Raw genomic sequence first — 17,395 nt, 5'->3', positions numbered from 1 at the left:
GTGCGCCATTGCTACCGACCGACGCGGACGAGCCGCCGCCACCGCTGGTCCCGCCGTTACCGCCGACCCCGCGTCCAATACCGCCGGCGCCGCCGGCCCCACCGTTCCCGATCAATCCGGCGTTGCCGCCGCGACCACCCGCCTGGCCCGGCGCACCCGAGCCGCCCATTCCGCCGTTGCCCCAGAGGATCCCGCCGTCCCCACCGGCTTGCCCGGTGCCGGGGGTGCCGTTGACCCCGTCACCGATCAGCGGGCGTCCCAACAGCAGGTTGGTGGGCCCGTTGATCACACCCAGAACGTTGTCGCCGACGATCTGCAGTGGGTTGGCAGCGGCCGCCTCCGCCGCCGCATAGGCCCCGCTGGCGTCACCCAATGCCCGCACGAACTGCGCATGAAAGGCGGCCACCTGAGCACTGGCCGCCTGGTAGGCCCGCGCCTGATGGCGGAACAATTCGGCGATCGCCGCTGACACCTCATCCTCGGCGGCGGCCACCAACGTGCTGGTCGGACCTTGGGCCGAAAAATTCGCCGCGAAGATCGAGGCGCCGATCCGCCCCACATCCGCCGCTGCCTTCGACACCAGGTCCGGTGTGGTGATCAGAAACGACATGGCGGTGTTACTGCCCTCCGACGCTAGCTGGTGGCCACCAATGCATCATGCAGGAGGATCTCGGACCTAGGGCAAGCGAATCGGTCCCCGGGCCGATGTGTCACGTGATGCGCGGCAGCGGGACGCGGTCGTTTACCTCGCCGTTCTCGTCCCGGAGCGCCGGGCTGGCTATTCCCTCGCGCAGCAACCAGCGGGCCAGCTCCAGCGTTTCGGCGATCTCCGACTCGGACAGTCGCAACCCCTCGGGTTGCAGGCGAAGAGCGATCACGCCGTTCCACGCGCCCCAAAGAAATCGAGTCAGGCGCATCGAATCGACGGGTCGCGCCTCCCCCGCCGCAATCGCTTCGTCGATCTGGGCTGCGAACCGGCGCAGCAGTTCGCCGACCTTGTCGCGGATCGCGGCCTCTGGTCCGTCCGCACCGGAAAACGGTGTGGTGCCGGGATTTCGGTAGGCCAAAAAGTGGAACGCCCCCGGGTGGTCCAGGTGGAACCGCAGGTACGCATCACCGCCGGCCAGCACCCGTTGCAGCGGTGTCAACGTCGGATCTTCGCTGCGCGTCATGTATTCGGCGAAGAATTTCAACGAGCGATCGACCAGATGCAGGTAAACACCGCGCTTTCCGTCAAAGTGGGTGTAGATCGACCCGACGGAGACGTCGGCGGTCTCGGCGATTTCCTCGATCCGCGCGCCGTCATAACCTTCGCGGCTGAACACCACTTCGGCGGCGTCCAGGATCAACGCGCGCGTCCGGGCACGCCGGCGCTCGCCGCGGGCCGCCGCGCCACTGGTGCGCGCGGGAGTGCTGCTACCGGACACGGAGTCAGGATAGGCCGGAGAGCCTATTAGAAGTCAATTCATAAATTGAACGCTATTGCAAAACACTCGCCGGTTTGACATCCTCACCCCTATGCACGAGCGCACCGACGTCGTGATTGTCGGAAGCCGCTGCGCGGGCGCTGCCGCTGCCATCGCCTTCGCGCGTCGCGGTCGCAAGGTCGTCGCCCTCGACGGCGCGTCGTTTCCGTCCGACACCCTGTCGACTCATCTGTTCTTCCCGAACCACTGGGAAGAACTTGAGCTGTTGGGCGCCCGCGACCGGGTGCTAGAACTCGGCGCACCGCTGCACACCCGCGCCGGCCTCGCATCCCCCGGGGTAGAGGTTGTCGGTAACTTCAGCAAGGCCAACGGGTTTGATGTCGGCGCCTGTGTCCGCCGACCGGGACTCGATCTCGCGCTCGTACAGACCGCCCGCGCGGAGGGTGCCGAGGTTCGCGAACGCACGCGGGTCACCGATCTGGTCTTCGACCCAGACGGCCGGGTGGCCGGAATCCGTTACCGCCAGCGCGACGGCGGCGAGGGCACAATCACCGCGAAGCTGGTGGTAGGGGCCGACGGCAGGCGCTCCACCATCGCCCGGTTGGTGGGCACCACCGAGCACCACCGCTGGGACAACCAGCGCATGATGGCCTACGCCTATTACGAAGACGCCCACCAGGACCTGCGCAACCTGGCCATGCAATGGCGCTATGACGATGACCTGGTCACCGTATTTCCTTGTGATGGCGGCCAATTGGTGGCCCTGCTGATGCCACCGGTCAGCCGTGCCGACGAGTTTCGGCGCGACGCCGAGGCCGCCTTTCTCGACACGGTTCGTCGGATCCCGCCATTCTCCTCCCGGCTACACGACTGCAACCGCGTCAGCAAGATCCTGATCTCATACAGCCATCCGTCGTACTTCCGGCATTCGCACGGCCCAGGGTGGGCGTTGGCCGGGGATGCCGGCCACTTCAAGGATCCGGTGACCGCCCAAGGGATCCGGGACGCGCTCAGGTTCGGCCGCCTCCTGGGCGAGACGACGGCGGCCCACCTTGACGAGCCGGAAGCACTGGATGCGGCCCTGGCCAGGTGGGAAGTCGACCGCGACGAACAATGCCTGCCCATGTACCAGTGGGCGAACCAGCTCGGCCGTGACGACACCGTTTCGCCTGTCGAAGATGCCGCCTACCGCTGGTTCGCCAGTCAACCCGACGGACCGACACAGATTTTGGACGTCTTCTCCCGAAACCGTTTGGCCACCGAGGTTTTCACGCCACGTCGGTTGGTCCGCTGGGTTTGGGCGGCCGCGCGCGAACCAGGCGCCGACCGCGGACTGCTGCTACGCACGCTTCGTCGAGATGTGCGACGCGAAGTGGACCGGATTGTCGAGCAACGCATGTTCAACCGGCGTCGCGCCGCATCGGCGAAGAAGCTTGCCGCCAAACGCCCGGTCTTCACGCCCGACGTTCAGCGAGTGTGAACAGCGGGCGGGAACTTTCACACATATGCTGTGTGAACAATTCAAAGGGGCACCCGCATGACCAAGCGCCGCATCGACCTCGATGACGAACTCCTGGCTGCCGCAAAACGCGAATTGAACACAACGGGCGTTTCGGACACCGTGCGAGCCGCGCTGCAGCAGGCAGTCGCCGGAGCGGCGCGAGCTCGACAGATCGAGTGGCCGCAGGCCGGCCATACCGCGCGATGACCTCTGACGGCCAACCGAGTTTTACGAACGCCCTCCCCGAGGCACCGATGGGCCTTCACCATCGCCGATTACCCCGCGCTCGACAAGATGGTCGATCAACGGAACCGCGCTGGCCGCAAAGTGTTCCGACATGGCCGCGCGGGCCAGCTGTTCGTCGCGCTTCTTCAGCGCGGCCAACACGCGTCGATGATCCCTGACCGCTTGGGCGGGCCAATGCTCGACGCTGGGAAACACCGATTCGGGCGCGTAGCGGGTGATCTGCGCCATCAACTGAGCCAGCTTCGGTGAGTTTGCGGCGATGTTGATGGCCCGGTGAAATTCGTGGTTGAGCCGAACCGTCTGCTCGTCATCGTCGTTGGCATAAGCCTTTTCCAGCTGCGCCTGAATCCTTTCCAGCTCGGCGAGTTGGCCGTCGGTGATACAGGTCGCGGCCCGAGCCGCAAGTTCTCCGCCCACGTGTGCCTGCACGTTGGCGACGTCGGCCAGGTCGCGCTGCGTCAGCGGCAGTACGACGAACCCGCGGCGGGGCTGCTGGGCAACCAAGCCCTCGGCGCACAGCGCAAACAAGGCCTCCCGCACCGGGGTCACACTGATGCCCAATTCCGCCGCCAGCTGATCGAGACGCACGTACTGACCCGCGGCGTAGGTACCGTCGAAGATTCTCTTGCGGACAAATTTCGCGACGTCCTCGGAAAGCTGCGGCCGCGCCCCGAAGTTCGGAATTGTCATCGGCTTACACCCGGTACTCGTCCAGCAGTCGCTTACTGATGATCTGCTTTTGAATCTCGCTGGTCCCTTCACCGATGAGCAGGAAGGGCGCATCGCGCATCAGCCGCTCGATCTCGTACTCCTTGGAGTAGCCGTAGCCGCCGTGGATCCGGAAGCTCTGCTGGGTGACCTCCGAGCAGAACTCGCTGGCAAGGTATTTCGCCATTCCGGCGGCCACATCGTTGCGTTCGCCGGAGTCCTTGAGCCGGGCGGCGTTCACCATCATCAGGTGTGCGGCTTCGACTTTGGTGGCCATCTCGGCCAACTGGAACGCGATCGCCTGGTGCTCAGCGATCGGCTTGCCGAATGTTTGCCGCTGCTGGGCGTACTTGACCGCCAGTTCGAAGGCGCGGATGCCGATGCCGCAGGCCCGTGCGGACACGTTGACCCGGCCGACTTCGATACCGTCCATCATCTGGAAGAACCCCTGGCCGGGTTTGCCACCGAGGATGTCGTCGGCGCTGGCCCCGTAGCCGTCGAAGATGAGTTCGGTGGTGTCGATGCCCTTGTAACCCAGCTTGTCGATTTTCCCGGGGATGATCAGGCCCGGCACCACTTCACCGAAGCCAGTGGGCTTTTCGACCAGGAATGCGGTCAGATTGCGGTGCGGCTTGTCCGCCCCTTCGTCGGTTCGCACCAGGACAGCCACCAACGTCGAACTGCCGCCGTTGGTGAGCCACATCTTCTGGCCGTCGATGGTGTAGGTGCCGTCGGAATTTCGGGTGGCTCGGGTGCGGATCGCGGCGACGTCGGAGCCCAGTTCAGGTTCGGACATCGAGAATGCGCCCCGGGTCTCGCCGGTCGCCATCCGCGGCAGGAAGCGTTGCTTCTGCTCGTCGGTGCCGTGCTGGCGCAACATGTAAGCCACGATGAAATGCGTGTTGAGCACACCTGACACGCTCATCCACCCGCGCGCCAATTCCTCGACGCACAGTGCATAGGTGAGCAGCGACTCCCCGAGCCCGCCGTATTCCTCGGGGATCATCAGGCCGAACAGCCCCATATCCCGCAGCCCGTCGACGATCGCCTGCGGATAGGTGTCGGTGCGTTCCAACTCCGGCGCGTTGGGGATGATTTCTTTGTCGACGAACTGCCTTACGGTCGAGACGATTTCAGCCTGGACATCGGTGAGGCCGAGAGTTTGGGCGAGCCTGGTCATGGGGTGCCTCCCCCTATCGTCTTCGCGCTGGTAAGGCGCTCGATATCGGTGGTCGTCAGATTCAGTTTCTCGGTGAGCACGGCGGCGGTGTCCGCCCCGAGCGCCGGCGCGGCCGTACTGGCGTAGCGAACGCCGTCGAACGTCGCCGGCAGAGCGGGGGCCAGGTAATCACCGACACCCGGCTGGTGCAGTCGGGAAAACAGCGGATTGTCAGTCACTTTCGGGCCTTCGGCCACCTCGGCGAAGGTGCGGTACTGCTCCCACAACACCGTAGTGTCCGACAGGGTCGCGGTGATCTCGTCGGCGGTGTGGTCGGCGAACCAGGTGCCGAACAAACCCGACAGGACATCGCGGTAGCGGTAACGGTCACCCTCGGAAGCGAAGTCGGCGCCCAGCGCCTCGGCCAGCGCCGTCACGGCCGGACCAGTGCCCGTTACGTCGACCAGGTCGCGCAGGTGGCGCTTGGTCAGCAGGACGACCATGAACCTCGCCCCGTCCTTGCTGACGAAGTCCTGGCCGTACTGGCCGTAGATGGCGTTGCCCAGACGTTCGCGTTGCGTCCCGGTCACCTGGGGTTCCGTCAACAGACCCAGGTTGCCCGCGGTGGCCAGCGCGACGTCTTCCAGCGCGATGCGGACCTGCGCTCCGACGCCGGACTTGTCCCGGCGGTGGACCGCGGCAACGACAGCGAGCGCGGCATAGAGACCGCAGCTAACGTCCCAGGCGGGCAAGACGTGGTTGATCGGACCGGCATGGTCCGCCGGCCCGGTGACGAGCGGATAGCCGAGACCCGCGTTCACGGTGTAATCCACCCCGGTGGACCCGTCGCCCTTGCCCAGCAACTGGACGTGAATGACGTCGGGCCGCTTGGCGGCCAGGAGTTCGTGACTCAGCCACGGCAGCACCGCATTGGTGACGATGATGCCGTCGCCTTCCACCACCAGCCGCTGGATCAGCTCCTGACCTTCGGTCGAGCGCAGATCGATTGTCGCCGAGCGCTTTCCCTTGTTCAGGCCGGTCCAGTAGATCGACGTGCCGTCGTCGGACAGTGGCCACCGCTGCGTGTCCGCGGCACCGCCGATCGGGTCGACCCGAATCACCTGCGCGCCCAGTTGATTCAGCGTGAGGCCACACAGCGGGGCGGCGACAAAGCTGGACAACTCGACGACGGTGATGCCGCTCAGCGGCAACGCGGAACCCGTCACGCCGACTCGACCCGTTCGAAGATGGCCGCCAGACCCTGCCCGCCGCCAATGCACATGGTTTCCAGCCCGTAGCGGGCCTGGCGTCGGTTGAGTTCGCGCGCCAGCGTGGCCAGCATCCTGCCTCCGGTCGCTCCAACCGGGTGACCCAGCGAAATTCCCGAGCCGAGCACGTTGGTTCGATCATGGTCGCTGGCGCCGAAATTCCACTCGCGCATCACCGCCAAGGCTTGCGCGGCGAAGGCTTCGTTGAGCTCGATGAGGTCGATGTCGCTCAGTTGCAGACCGGCCTTGGCCAACGCGACCTCGGTCGCCGGCACCGGCCCGATCCCCATGATGTTGGGAGCGACGCCGGCCTGGCCCCACGACACCAGCCGGACCAACGGCGTCAGGCCGTAGTCGGCGGCCTTCTCCGGGGTGGTCACCACGCACATGGACGCCGCATCGTTCTGCCCGCTCGCGTTGCCGGCGGTGACCGTAGCCTCCGGATCTTGCTTTACCAGAACGGGTTTGAGCTTGCTCAGCGATTCGAGCGTGGTGTCGGCGCGTGGGTGTTCGTCGGTGTCGATCAGTTCCTCGCCGTGGCGGGTGCGCACCGTCACGGGGATGATCTCGTCGGCTAACAGGCCGTCCTTTTGCGCCGCCACCGCGCGCTGGTGGGAGCGCACCGCAAGCTCGTCCTGCTCCTGACGGGAAATGTCGTACTGGCGGCGTAGGTTTTCGGCGGTCTCCAGCATGCCGCCTGGTACCGGATAGTGCCGGCCACCGGCGGTGGTGCGGCCGCGTGCCAGGCCGTCGTGCACCTGCACACCCGAACGTGCTCCACCCCAACGCATGTCGGTGGAATAGAAGGCGACGTTGCTCATGCTTTCGCAGCCGCCGGCGATCACGAGGTCGTTGTCCCCGGATGCGACCTGCAGGGACGCCTGAATGACAGCCTGCAGGCCCGAGCCGCAACGCCGGTCGACCTGCATGCCGGGAACGGTCACCGGTAGACCGGCGTCCAACGCCACCACCCGGCCGATCGCCGGCGCTTCGCTGTTGGGATAGCAGTGACCCAGGATCACATCCTGCACCGCGTCAGGCGCCAGCCCGGTGCGCTCCAGCAGTCCCTTGAGCGCGGTGACTCCGAGGTCGACGGCGCTGAGCGACTTGAACATCCCGCCGTAGCGACCGATCGGTGTCCGCACCGGCTCGCAGATGACGGCTTCCCGCCGGACAGACGAACGAGCGCTGGTGGTCATAGGTGCCGACCGCCGGTGATTTCCAGGACGGTGCCGGTCATGTACGAGGACATGTCCGAGGCCAGGAACAACGCGACGTTTGCCACCTCGCTGGGTTCGCCGGCGCGGCCCATCGGGACCTCGGCCACCTTGGAATCCCAGATGCGTTGCGGCATGGCTTCGGTCATGGCGGAGCGGATCAATCCGGGAGCGATCGCATTCACTCGAACACCCAGGTACGCAAGCTCTTTGGCCGCAGCCTTGGTCATCCCGACGATGCCGGCCTTGGCCGCCGAGTAGTTGGTCTGACCGATCATGCCGACCTTGCCCGAGATCGAGGACATGTTGATGATCGCGCCGCTCTTCTGCTCCCGCATGACCGCGGCGGCCAGCCTGGTCCCGTTCCACGTGCCCTTGAGGTGCACGTTGATGACCTGGTCGAATTGCTCTTCGGTCATCTTGCGCATGGTCGCGTCGCGGGTGATGCCCGCGTTGTTGACCATGATGTCCAGGGCGCCGAACCGGTCGACCGCGGTCTGGATGAGGGCCTGGACGTCATCGGCCCGCGTCACATCGCAGCGCACCGCCAACGCGACGTCATCGCCGCCGAGTTGCTTGGCGGCCACCTGGGTCGCTTCGAGGTTGACGTCCCCGAGCACCACCCGGGCCCCCTCGGCAATGAACCGCTCCGCGATGGCAAATCCCAGACCTTGCGCTCCCCCGGTAACCACCGCGCTCTGACCGCTCAACAACGACACCTGAATCACGCCTCCCGTTCCTGGCCCGAGCGGGCCCCGTCAGGCCAATATCATATTTCATATAGGATCTGCCCCCGGACGGCGGTGCCCAGCCGCGCGCCAGAAGGAGCATCGGCCAATGACCTCCCCTGACGTCTCTGACGAGGACTTTCAGGAGATCCTGAGGCAAACTCGCCACTTCGTCCGCACCGCGGTGGTCCCGCGGGAGCAGGAGATCCTGGACGAAGACCGGGTGCCTGACGATCTGCGCGACCACGCCAAGAAGATGGGCCTGTTCGGGTACGCGATCCCACAGGAATGGGGTGGTCTGGGCCTGAACCTGGAGCAGGACGTCGAGCTTGCCATGGAGTTGGGCTACACCTCGCTGGCCGTGCGGTCGATGTTCGGCACCAACAACGGCATCGCCGGACAGGTACTCGTGGGCTTCGGCACCGACGAGCAAAAGGCCCGCTGGCTGGAACCGATCGCGTCGGGTGACGTCGTCGCCTCCTTCGCGCTGACCGAACCCGGAGCCGGGTCGAATCCGGCCGGCTTGAGAACGAAAGCCGTTCGGGATGGCGGGAATTGGGTGATCAACGGGCAGAAGCGGTTCATCACCAACGCACCGGTGGCCAACCTGTTCGTGGTCTTCGCGCGGACCCGTCCCGCCGACGAACGCGGCCCTGGCATCGCGGTCTTCCTGGTTCCCGGGGACACGCCCGGCGTCGAGGTAGGCGCCAAGGACGCCAAGATGGGCCAGGAAGGCGCCTGGACCGCCGACGTCAGCTTCACCGACGTCCGAGTCGACGATTCGGCGCTGGTCGGCGGGAGCGAAGACATCGGCTACCGCGCGGCGATGACCTCGCTCGCGCGCGGCCGGGTCCACATCGCCGCGATCGCGGTGGGCGCCGCCCAGCGCGCCCTGGACGAGTCCGTGGCGTACGCCGCCACGGCGACGCAGGGCGGAACGCCGATCGGCAACTTCCAATTGGTGCAGGCCATGCTGGCCGATCAGCAAACCGCCGTGCTCGCCGGCCGCGCCCTGGTCCGCGAGGCCGCCCGACTGTGGGTCACGAACCAGGACCGACGCATCGCTCCGTCAGCGGCGAAGCTCTTCTGCACCGAAATGGCCGGCAAGGTGGCCGATCTCGCGGTTCAGATCCACGGCGGCAGCGGCTATATGCGTGGTGTTCCGGTCGAACGCATCTACCGCGACGTGCGGCTGCTAAGGCTTTACGAGGGCACCAGCGAGATTCAGCAGCTGATCATCGGATCCAACTTGGTCAAGGCGGCGCAGCGCCAGTGATCAGCCGATCAGTTCGAGCGTCCCCAGGTCGCGGATGGCCTGGCAACCGCGCCGCAGCATGGTCAGCACCATGTCGTCGCCACGCTCGGTGGCCGTGGCGAAAGCGAAGCCCAGCGCCGAGATCAGCACCGTGTGCGGCATCCCCAACCGGTAGTCACGCCAACAGGTTTCGCGGTCGTAATCGCTGACGCCGTATCCCATCAGGGCGCGGTGGTATTCGGCGACGAGGTCTTCTTCGATGGCGGCGCGCAACTCGGAGTTGAGGCTGGTGGCCGTGAAGTAGGCCAGATCCCGCGCCGGAAGGCCGACGCTGACCGTTTGCCAATCGACCACGCTGACGCGGCGGTATTCGGGATCGAACAGCAGGTTGTCGAGCCGGTAATCGCCATGCAGCAGGGCGAATCTGTCCCGCTCGGCGAGCAGCCACGGCGTCACCAGATCCATTGTCGCCGTGAAGGTCTCACGATCATCGGCGCTCATCCGTTCACCGAGCTTGTCCAGGGTGATCCCGGCGCTCATCTTTGCGACCTCGCCGAGCCCGGCCGCGGAGGCCTCGTCCGGGCGTTGAAACGCGATCTCGGGGAGGTCCAACCAGAAGGGATCGCACCAGCCGGGCCCGTGCAGGCCGGCCAACGCCGTGACCGCCAGTCGAGCAGCCTGTTCGTCGCAGCCCGCGATCTGGTCTCCTTGCACGGCGGGCGCCTGGTCGGCCAGCAATAGCGCGAAATCCATTGCATTTTCTGTGATTCCGACATGGAAACACTGGGGTGTCGGCACGTCGACGCGGTCAACCATATAGGTGTAGAACGCGCATTCGCTGCGATACCCGAGCGCTACTCGGTCGCGAACGGTGTCATCCTGCGCCGGCAGTTTGATGACGAAGGTGGGTGGCAGCTCACCTGGATCGGTCCCGTAGGTCACCGCCACCCGGTAGGTGGCCCCGGTCTGTCCGGTGCCGACGGGGGTAACGTCAACCCCGGAAACCTCGACCGGCGTGCCGCGGGCACTGAGGACCGCCGCCAGCCACTCGGACGTAACGTCGCCGGGGTGCCGGGGAATCGCAACAGAGACAGCCACACGAGCAACTGTAAGCCATACGGCATGAGCTTCGGTGGGCCGGACCTAATCGGTGCCCAATCTGCGCCTAATCGGCGTGGATCCGCCATTCCGCGGCCTCGTGTTGCTGGCGCCAGAACTCGCTGAATCGTCCACCAGCGGCGAGCAATTCGTCTATCGTTCCGTCTTCCACCACCTGGCCGTTGTCGACGAACAGAACGCGGTCGGCGTGCCTGATGCTGGCCAGGCGATGCGCGACGATCACCCGAGTGCGCGATTGCGGATCCGCGGTCAGCGCGTCGACCACCGCAACCTCGTTCTCGGTGTCCAGCGCGCTGGTGGCCTCGTCGACCAACAGGACCGGTGCGGGCTTGAGCAGAGCGCGCGCGATGCTCACCCGTTGCCGCTCGCCGCCGGAGAGCGTCGAACCGGCCTCGCCGACAACGGTGTCGTCGCCGTCGGGCAGGCGGCCGATCAGCTCGTCGACCCGGGCCAGCCGGACGGCCTGCCCGTATTGGTCTTCGCCGGCGTCGGGGTTGCCGGCGAAGACGTTCTCGCGGATCGTGCCGTGGAAGAGGTACGGGTGTTGGAACACAACACTACTGACCCCGCGTTGGGCTTCGACGTTCAACGTCGCCGCGTCGGTGCCGTCGATGAGGACGCGACCGCTGGTGGGATGGTGCAGGCCCGCGATCAACGCCAGGATGGTGCTCTTTCCGGAGCCCGACGGTCCGACGATCGCCGTCGTAGTGCCCGGTTGCAGGGAGAAGCTGACCCCGTCCAGAACCGGTCCGCTGGCGCTGTCGTAGCCGAAGGCAACGTCGGCGAATTCGATCCGCGGGGCTCCAGCGCCGTCGCGCAGGGTCCCCGCACCGGCGACCATGACCGGCGCGGTCAGCACCGATCGGATGCGCTCGAGGACGCCGCGGACACTTTCCAACGCGGGCCCGAGTTCGCTCACCGTGGTGAACGGCTCGAGGTAGCGGGCCAGCACGACGATCAGAGCGATCGCCTCCGGCACCGACAGTGTGCCCCCCACCGTCAAAGCCGTCGTGACACCGGCGAACATGATGAGCGCCAGTTGGCTGGCGATGCTGAACAACAACTGGCCCGGAATCTGCATGCCCAGCAACCGCATTGTGGCGCCGTGCTGAGCGGCCAGCGCGGAGCCGACCAGACTGCGTGCCGGCTCCACCCGCCGCGCGGCGCGCAACGCCTGTTGGGTTCGGGCGAATTCGATGATCCGCTCGGTCAGCCTGATATTGGCTTCGCCGGCCACCTTGTCGGCGCGGCGGCTGAAGCGCGCCGATGCCCACAACGCTCCCAACAACATCGGCACACCGGCCAGCGCGGCCAACCCGAGTTGCCACGAGATCGGCAGCAGCGCCAGCGCGATGACGGCGGGCAGCAGAATCGCCGAAAACAGCGGCGTCCCAAGGTTGACCACCAGACCGACCAATTCCGGCCCGGTTGCGGCGATCGCCTGTCGCGACGTCGCGGTGTTGTCGGCGGTGAACCAATCCAGCCGCACGCTCGGAAGCCGGTCGGCCACATCGTGCTGGGAGCCGTCCAGCACGGCGAAGCCCAGGTCGAAACCGATGCGCGCCGTGATGGTGTCGATCACCCAGCCGGCCACCGTCGCGCCCGTAAGCCAACCCAGCCACAACAACGCCCGCTCCGGTGTGTCGCTGAACAACGCCCCGACCAGTGGGACGAGCAACACCGTGGCCGCCGCCCGAACCACCACAGAGATGAAACCGAGCACTGCGTAGGCAACGATCTTCCCGCGCCGATCTGCCGGAACCAGGCTCATCCAGGTACGGATCATCGTGCCACCTCCTGCGCTGCCGAAACGGCCACCCGGGTGCCCTGGCCCTGGCCGGTCTCCCAGAGGCGGCGGTAACGCCCGTCTGCGGCCAGCAATTCCTCGTGGGTGCCGCGTTCGACGATCCGGCCGTGATCGAGCACGACGATCTGGTCGGCCCGAGTGATGGTGTGTAGCCGGTGGGCGATCACCAGCACGGTGCGGTCCCGGGTCAGTCGGTTAAGCGCCTGCTGCACCAGGTATTCCGACTCCGGGTCGGCGAACGCGGTCGCCTCGTCGAGGATCAGGACCGGTGTGTCGGCCAGGATGGCGCGGGCGATGGTGAGGCGTTGCCGCTCACCACCGGACAGCGCGGTGCTCGCGCCCAGGACGGTGTCGTACCCGTCGGGAAGACGCAGTATCCGCTCGTGAATCTGCGCCTGGCGGGCGGCATCTTGAATCTGCTCGGCGGTCGCGTCGGGCACGGCCAGTGCGATGTTCTCGGCGACGGTGCCGTGCACCAGTTGGGTTTCCTGCAGGACGAACCCGACCCGCGTGTACAGCTCGTCCGCGGTCAGTGATCGGATGTCCTGTCCACCAACACTTATGGAACCCTGCTCGACGTCATGGAAGCGTGCCAACAGGGCGGCCAGCGTCGACTTCCCGGACCCGGAGGGGCCGACAAGCGCGGTTACCGTGCCTGGCCGCAGCCGCAGCGACACGTCCTGGATCACCGGCACGCCCGGCCGGTAGCTGAAAGTGACGTGGTCGAACACCACCGTTGCCGTGTCGTCTTCAGGCACCGCTTGCTGCGGTCGCTCCTGCACGTCGAGATCGGGTTCGTCGAGCGTGGTTTGCAGTCGCCGCGCGGCCACCATGCCCGCACGGATGCCGCCGAGTCCGTAGGCGATGCCGAGCAGCCGGGCCCCGAATGTCGTGCCCAGCAACAGGAACGGCAGCAGATTCACCGGATCCATCCGGTGCGTGACGACCAGCAAGGTACCGATGCTCGTGATCAGCCACAGGAAGGTCGAGGGGCGGGTCACCAGATCCATCGCGGTCTTCTTGCCGGCCAGGGGGCGTTGCCAGTCGACAAGAAAGCCGATGTATTCGTCCAAGCGGCGCCGGAAGGTGGAGGCCGCCGCGCCGCCGAAGACGCGAATCACCGGCTGCCCTTCGAGATAGGCGCCGGCCTCGCCGTTCATTTTCTCGGCCCAGCGCTGCGATTGAACGATGCGTGGGGCGGACTGCACCGCCAGCGTCGACATCATCACCACGTAGACCAACACCGGAGCGAACATCACCAGCGCCACCCGCCAGTCGACGATGAACAGATAGATCAACACCGACACCGGGGTGATCACGGCGCTAACCGCATCCGAAATGGCGTGCGTGACAAGGTAATGCAGCGATAGCGTGTCGTCCTGCACCAGTTGTTTGACCGAGCCCGATCCGCGGGCGGTGAACCAGCCCAGCGGCAGCCGAGCCAACTTGGCGAGCAGCCTTGCGCGCAAATTGCGTTCGAAACGCGCGTCCACGACGTGCAGCCAAAGGGTGAGGGCGGCGCCGAGAAGCGTGCCCAGACCCAGCAGCGCCACCGCTGCGATTCCGATGTTCCAGAGTCGGGACTCGTCGGCTCCCGCTAGCAGCAGTCGGGCCAACTCCACCAGCAGCACGAACGGCGCCAACTGCACCACTGTGACCACCGCCTGCAAGATCCCGGAAAGGATCAGCGACTTTCGCAGCGGCGCAAGCAATTTTCCGGCCGCCTGAGCACTCCAGCTGCCACGCGCAGGTGACGCGTTTGCCGTTGGTGCAGTGGGCTCGCAGGGTTGTGGTTGCCCTGCAACCACTTCCGGCTCGTCGGCGGCCGGGGCGCACGGGGCTTCCGACTCACCGCCGCGGCTGGTGCCCATCTCTTTGCCGGCGCTCCAATACGCCTGCGCGTGGATCTCGGACTTGGGGAAGCCGAACGTTTCGCGCAGTCGCTTCCGGACGTTCTTGAGGGTCGTCGCCTCGGGAGTGGCCCACGCGTACCAGTTGGACCAGTCGCGGTTTTCGATCGCATCCGCCAACGCGCACTCATCACACCTGCTCACCCAATGCACACGCAGCCTGGGATGTTGCGTGATGGGGATCAGCGTGTCGTTGGGATCATGCTGCTCAAGGTACATCTCGACGGGGACATCGTCGGGGATTGTGCCGATGATTCCGTTCATCCCCGGAATGGACGCCGAATCGCCGATGAGTAGATATCCCGCCGGCTGCTCTTCGGGCGCAACGAATCGGGACTTACCCATGAGCGCCATGACATCGATGGTCGCGCCGGGCTGGACCGTTCGCGCCCACGTCGACGCCGGGCCCGCGGGGTCATGCAGCACGATGTCGACCGCGAAGTGGCCGGTCTCCGGGTCGGCCTCGGAAAGCGTGTAGGCGCGCTGAAACTCGGTGTCGGAGCCCTTCGGGTCGGGGAACCAGAACCGCAGCCAGGCGGCGGGCTCGGTCTCGGCGTCTTCGAACAGGGTCGGCGACACCATCCGGATCCGGACGAAATGCGGTGCTATGTAGACCGTTTCGAGCACCGTTGCCGTGTGATCACGCCCGCCGAAGCCGCGCAATATCGCAGCCTGTATCCCCCGTGCCATCAAATGTCCTCTCTCGCGGCATGTTGCGCCACGACTTCGTTGATCGGGCGGCCCGGCGGGATCTCTCCGACCAGCCCGCGGATCGACGCGGCCAACAACAGCCGCACGTACTGCGCACTCGACAGCCTGGGCAGGGCGACATGGGCAGCGCCCAATTGGGCATTGGCCGTGAGCTGATCCAGGACCGCCTCACGCTCCTGCGCGAACCCATTGGCCTGCTCGCCGCCGGTGATACTGGCGTTGCTCTCCTCACGTGCCGCGAGACTGATCGCCAGCGTGGCCACTGCGCTGCTCACCACCATGGCCGCGTCCACGGAGTAGCCGCGTCGGCTCAGGGCTTCCACCTCGGTGACCAGCAGCCGGGTTCCCGCGTCGCCACGCGGGAACAGGACCTGGAGGTACGCCGCCAGCCCAGGGTGGTCGACCACGAAGTGCCACATCTGCAGCGCGAACGAAAGCAAATGGCGCTGCAAGTCCTCTTCCGGGTCCTCTCGGAGCTCGAGTTCGGCGAGCAGGCTTTCCCCGACCAAACGCTCCAATTCCCAACGGTTTTCGACGTGCCGGTAAAGGGCGGTCGCAGACACTCCGAGTCTTGCGGCAACGGCGTTGACGCTCAGCCGTCGCATTCCCAGTTCGCGGCCCACCCGAACGATGTCGTCCACCGCGATGAGCGGCGGACGTCCACCACCCGGACGAGACACGACGGTTTTCATCGACAGCACACCTGGCCCTAGTTAGTTACCCCCACAAACTAAGGGTCACCTTACCCGACGGTCAAAACTCAGGGGTGCAGAGGCGGGGCAGGTGAGTAGGCATCGTCCGAAGGCGTCGCCGAGATTGCCGTGACGGCTGTGGGTACGCGTCGAACCGCAACCGTGGCGGCAATCTCGCCGAGAGGTTCGGCGTGGCGCGCATAACGGCGTCGCCGAGATTGCGGTGACGGCTGTGGGTACGCGTCGAACCGCGACCGTAGCGGCAATCTCGGCGCGAGACGAGAGCTGAGTGGTGCGGGCGGAGGGACTCGAACCCACACGCTCTTTCGAGCAATGGCACCTAAAGCCATCATGTCTGCCAGTTTCATCACGCCCGCGCGTTGCCGATAGTACCGCTCTGCTTACCAAGATAACTGTCGGCGGCCCCTCTTGAGTTGGTCTCGGCACCAAGGTGAGAGGGGCGCACGTGCGATCCGCGGAGGAGTTCGAGACCGTCCAAGGTTTGATTGCAGCCGGCATGAACGACCGAGATATCTGCGAGGCAGACAGGCATACCCCGCAGAACGATTTGGGATCGGCGCTATTGCGGCTTGCAGGTGCGGGCGCGAGTGCCGGCGGGATCGGCGCCCTGTCGGATGGCACATGACTTCGCGAGGCTCCCGCCTGGGCCATACTGCTACCTACTGGGCCTTTATCTGCCGAAGACATCCTGGGGCTCATCTGCGAATCGCTTGATGCGCTTGAAATTCCGTGGACTCGGTCACGTCGCTATGTCCTCGCCATATACCGCAAAGCGGCAGTGGCACGGCTCGATGAATTCGTCGGCCCCAAGTCCTGAATCCACGCGCGGTACCGTCAAGGGGTGTCCACTACACGTCGTCGCAGGCCCGCGCTGATCGCATTGGTGATCATCGCGGCCGGCGGCTGCCTGGCTTTGGCCTGGTGGCAGTGGACGAGGTACCAATCGGTGTCCGGCAGCTTCCAGAACCTCGGCTATGCGCTGCAGTGGCCGCTGTTCGCCGGCTTCTGCATCTACGCCTATCGAACCTTCGTTCGGTACGAGGAGGCGCCACCGGAGCCGAAGGAGACCGCTCCCACCGAGATACCCGAGGGCCTGCTACCCGAACGTCCGCGGGCGGCGCAGCCACCGCCGGACGACCCCGCCCTACGCGAATACAACGCCTACCTGGCCGAACTGGCCAAGAACGACGCCGACAAGCAGAACAGGACGACCGCATGACCGCACCCGACACACCGCAGCAGACCGCGGCCGGGTTTTCCAGCGAGAAGATCCGCACCGCCCTCTTCGCCTACCGGTTCATGGCGTGGGCGACGGGTCTCTGGCTGATCGCGCTGTGCTACGAGATCGTGCTCCGCTACGTCGTCAAGGTGGACAACCCACCGACATGGATCGGCGTGGTGCACGGCTGGGTGTATTTCATTTATCTGTTGGCGACCCTGAACTTGTCGGTCAAGGTGCGCTGGCCGATCGTCAAGACATTCGGCATTTTGGTGTCCGGCACGGTGCCGCTGCTCGGGATCATCATCGAGCACTTTCAGACCAAGGACATCAAGGCTCGCTTCGACATTTAGCGTCACACCCAACGGCACTCTGGGGTGACGCTCGATGTCGAGCGTCACGCCAGC

At 65.8% G+C, this 17,395-nt stretch carries 16 protein-coding genes and 1 tRNA gene; 5 read left to right on the top strand and 12 right to left on the bottom strand.

Translation table 11 applies throughout. The features are described 5' to 3' along the window. Window positions 1–610 (bottom strand): PE family protein (locus BST27_RS21135; protein ID WP_139805277.1); only part of this gene is annotated, 610 nt, incomplete at its 3' end. A 100-nt stretch (window positions 611–710) separates the two neighbouring features. Then, window positions 711–1,427 (bottom strand): TetR/AcrR family transcriptional regulator, encoded by a 717-nt coding sequence (locus tag BST27_RS21130; RefSeq protein WP_069418756.1) that lies wholly within the window; start codon window positions 1,425–1,427, stop codon window positions 711–713. A gap of 91 nt (window positions 1,428–1,518) precedes the next feature. Here BST27_RS21130 and BST27_RS21125 point away from each other — a divergent pair, with 91 nt between their 5' ends. Next, complete coding sequence (locus BST27_RS21125; protein WP_069418757.1) at window positions 1,519–2,907, top strand: NAD(P)/FAD-dependent oxidoreductase; 1,389 nt, start codon at window positions 1,519–1,521, stop codon at window positions 2,905–2,907. Window positions 2,908–2,964: 57 nt separating this feature from the next. After that, entirely contained in the window at window positions 2,965–3,135 is a 171-nt protein-coding gene (locus tag BST27_RS21120) for a DUF2191 domain-containing protein (protein WP_079219928.1), read from the top strand. Window positions 3,136–3,156: 21 nt separating this feature from the next. Here the strand turns inward: BST27_RS21120 and BST27_RS21115 are convergent, their stop codons facing one another. From BST27_RS21115 to fabG, 5 genes are read right to left on the bottom strand one after another with little or no spacing between them, the layout of a single operon-like run. Then, entirely contained in the window at window positions 3,157–3,864 is a 708-nt protein-coding gene (locus BST27_RS21115; protein WP_069418758.1) for a GntR family transcriptional regulator, read from the bottom strand. 4 nt (window positions 3,865–3,868) lie between these two features. Next, complete coding sequence (locus tag BST27_RS21110; RefSeq protein ID WP_069418759.1) at window positions 3,869–5,062, bottom strand: acyl-CoA dehydrogenase family protein; 1,194 nt, start codon at window positions 5,060–5,062, stop codon at window positions 3,869–3,871. Then, window positions 5,059–6,267, bottom strand: coding sequence for a CoA transferase (locus BST27_RS21105; RefSeq protein ID WP_069418760.1), 1,209 nt, complete (start codon window positions 6,265–6,267; stop codon window positions 5,059–5,061). The genes BST27_RS21110 and BST27_RS21105 overlap by 4 nt, the downstream gene beginning before the upstream one ends. Beyond that, window positions 6,264–7,508, bottom strand: a complete 1,245-nt coding sequence (locus BST27_RS21100) for an acetyl-CoA C-acetyltransferase (RefSeq protein ID WP_069418761.1) — start codon at window positions 7,506–7,508, stop codon at window positions 6,264–6,266. Before BST27_RS21100 ends, BST27_RS21105 begins: the two co-directional genes overlap by 4 nt. After that, window positions 7,505–8,254, bottom strand: a complete 750-nt coding sequence (fabG, locus tag BST27_RS21095; protein ID WP_069418762.1) for a 3-oxoacyl-ACP reductase FabG — start codon at window positions 8,252–8,254, stop codon at window positions 7,505–7,507. Before fabG ends, BST27_RS21100 begins: the two co-directional genes overlap by 4 nt. Window positions 8,255–8,363: 109 nt before the next feature. Between fabG and BST27_RS21090 the strand changes: the two genes are divergently transcribed. Then, window positions 8,364–9,530: an acyl-CoA dehydrogenase family protein gene (locus BST27_RS21090; protein WP_069418763.1), complete on the top strand. Its 1,167-nt coding sequence runs from the start codon at window positions 8,364–8,366 to the stop codon at window positions 9,528–9,530. Here the strand turns inward: BST27_RS21090 and BST27_RS21085 are convergent, their stop codons facing one another. The 5 genes from BST27_RS21085 to BST27_RS21065 all read right to left on the bottom strand — a co-directional run bounded on the left by BST27_RS21085 (window position 9,531) and on the right by BST27_RS21065 (window position 16,125). Then, window positions 9,531–10,607: a phosphotransferase family protein gene (locus BST27_RS21085; protein WP_069418764.1), complete on the bottom strand. Its 1,077-nt coding sequence runs from the start codon at window positions 10,605–10,607 to the stop codon at window positions 9,531–9,533. A 67-nt stretch (window positions 10,608–10,674) separates the two neighbouring features. After that, a complete protein-coding gene (locus tag BST27_RS21080; RefSeq protein WP_069418765.1) occupies window positions 10,675–12,414 on the bottom strand; it encodes an ABC transporter ATP-binding protein in 1,740 nt (579 codons plus the stop codon). Next, complete coding sequence (locus BST27_RS21075; protein ID WP_069418766.1) at window positions 12,411–15,035, bottom strand: ABC transporter ATP-binding protein/permease; 2,625 nt, start codon at window positions 15,033–15,035, stop codon at window positions 12,411–12,413. The genes BST27_RS21080 and BST27_RS21075 overlap by 4 nt, the downstream gene beginning before the upstream one ends. Next, window positions 15,035–15,748 carry a TetR/AcrR family transcriptional regulator gene (locus BST27_RS21070; protein ID WP_079219930.1) on the bottom strand — a complete coding sequence of 238 codons (714 nt, stop codon included), beginning with the start codon at window positions 15,746–15,748 and terminating at the stop codon, window positions 15,035–15,037. Before BST27_RS21070 ends, BST27_RS21075 begins: the two co-directional genes overlap by 1 nt. Before the next feature lie 290 nt (window positions 15,749–16,038). Then, a tRNA-Leu gene (locus BST27_RS21065) sits at window positions 16,039–16,125 on the bottom strand. 485 nt (window positions 16,126–16,610) lie between these two features. On the opposite strand from BST27_RS21065, the gene BST27_RS21060 reads away from it, so the two are divergent. Together BST27_RS21060 and BST27_RS21055 are read left to right on the top strand one after the other, a co-directional pair. Then, window positions 16,611–16,988: a hypothetical protein gene (locus BST27_RS21060; protein WP_069418768.1), complete on the top strand. Its 378-nt coding sequence runs from the start codon at window positions 16,611–16,613 to the stop codon at window positions 16,986–16,988. Beyond that, window positions 16,985–17,341 carry a DUF3817 domain-containing protein gene (locus tag BST27_RS21055; RefSeq protein WP_069418769.1) on the top strand — a complete coding sequence of 119 codons (357 nt, stop codon included), beginning with the start codon at window positions 16,985–16,987 and terminating at the stop codon, window positions 17,339–17,341. The genes BST27_RS21060 and BST27_RS21055 overlap by 4 nt, the downstream gene beginning before the upstream one ends. The last annotated feature ends 54 nt before the right edge of the window (window positions 17,342–17,395 follow it).

Source organism: Mycobacterium intermedium, from assembly GCF_002086275.1.
Taxonomy (GTDB): Bacteria; Actinomycetota; Actinomycetes; order Mycobacteriales; family Mycobacteriaceae; genus Mycobacterium; species Mycobacterium intermedium.
The sequence above is the reverse complement of the archived record's forward strand: the minus strand, read 5'-3'. Positions and strand labels throughout refer to the sequence as shown.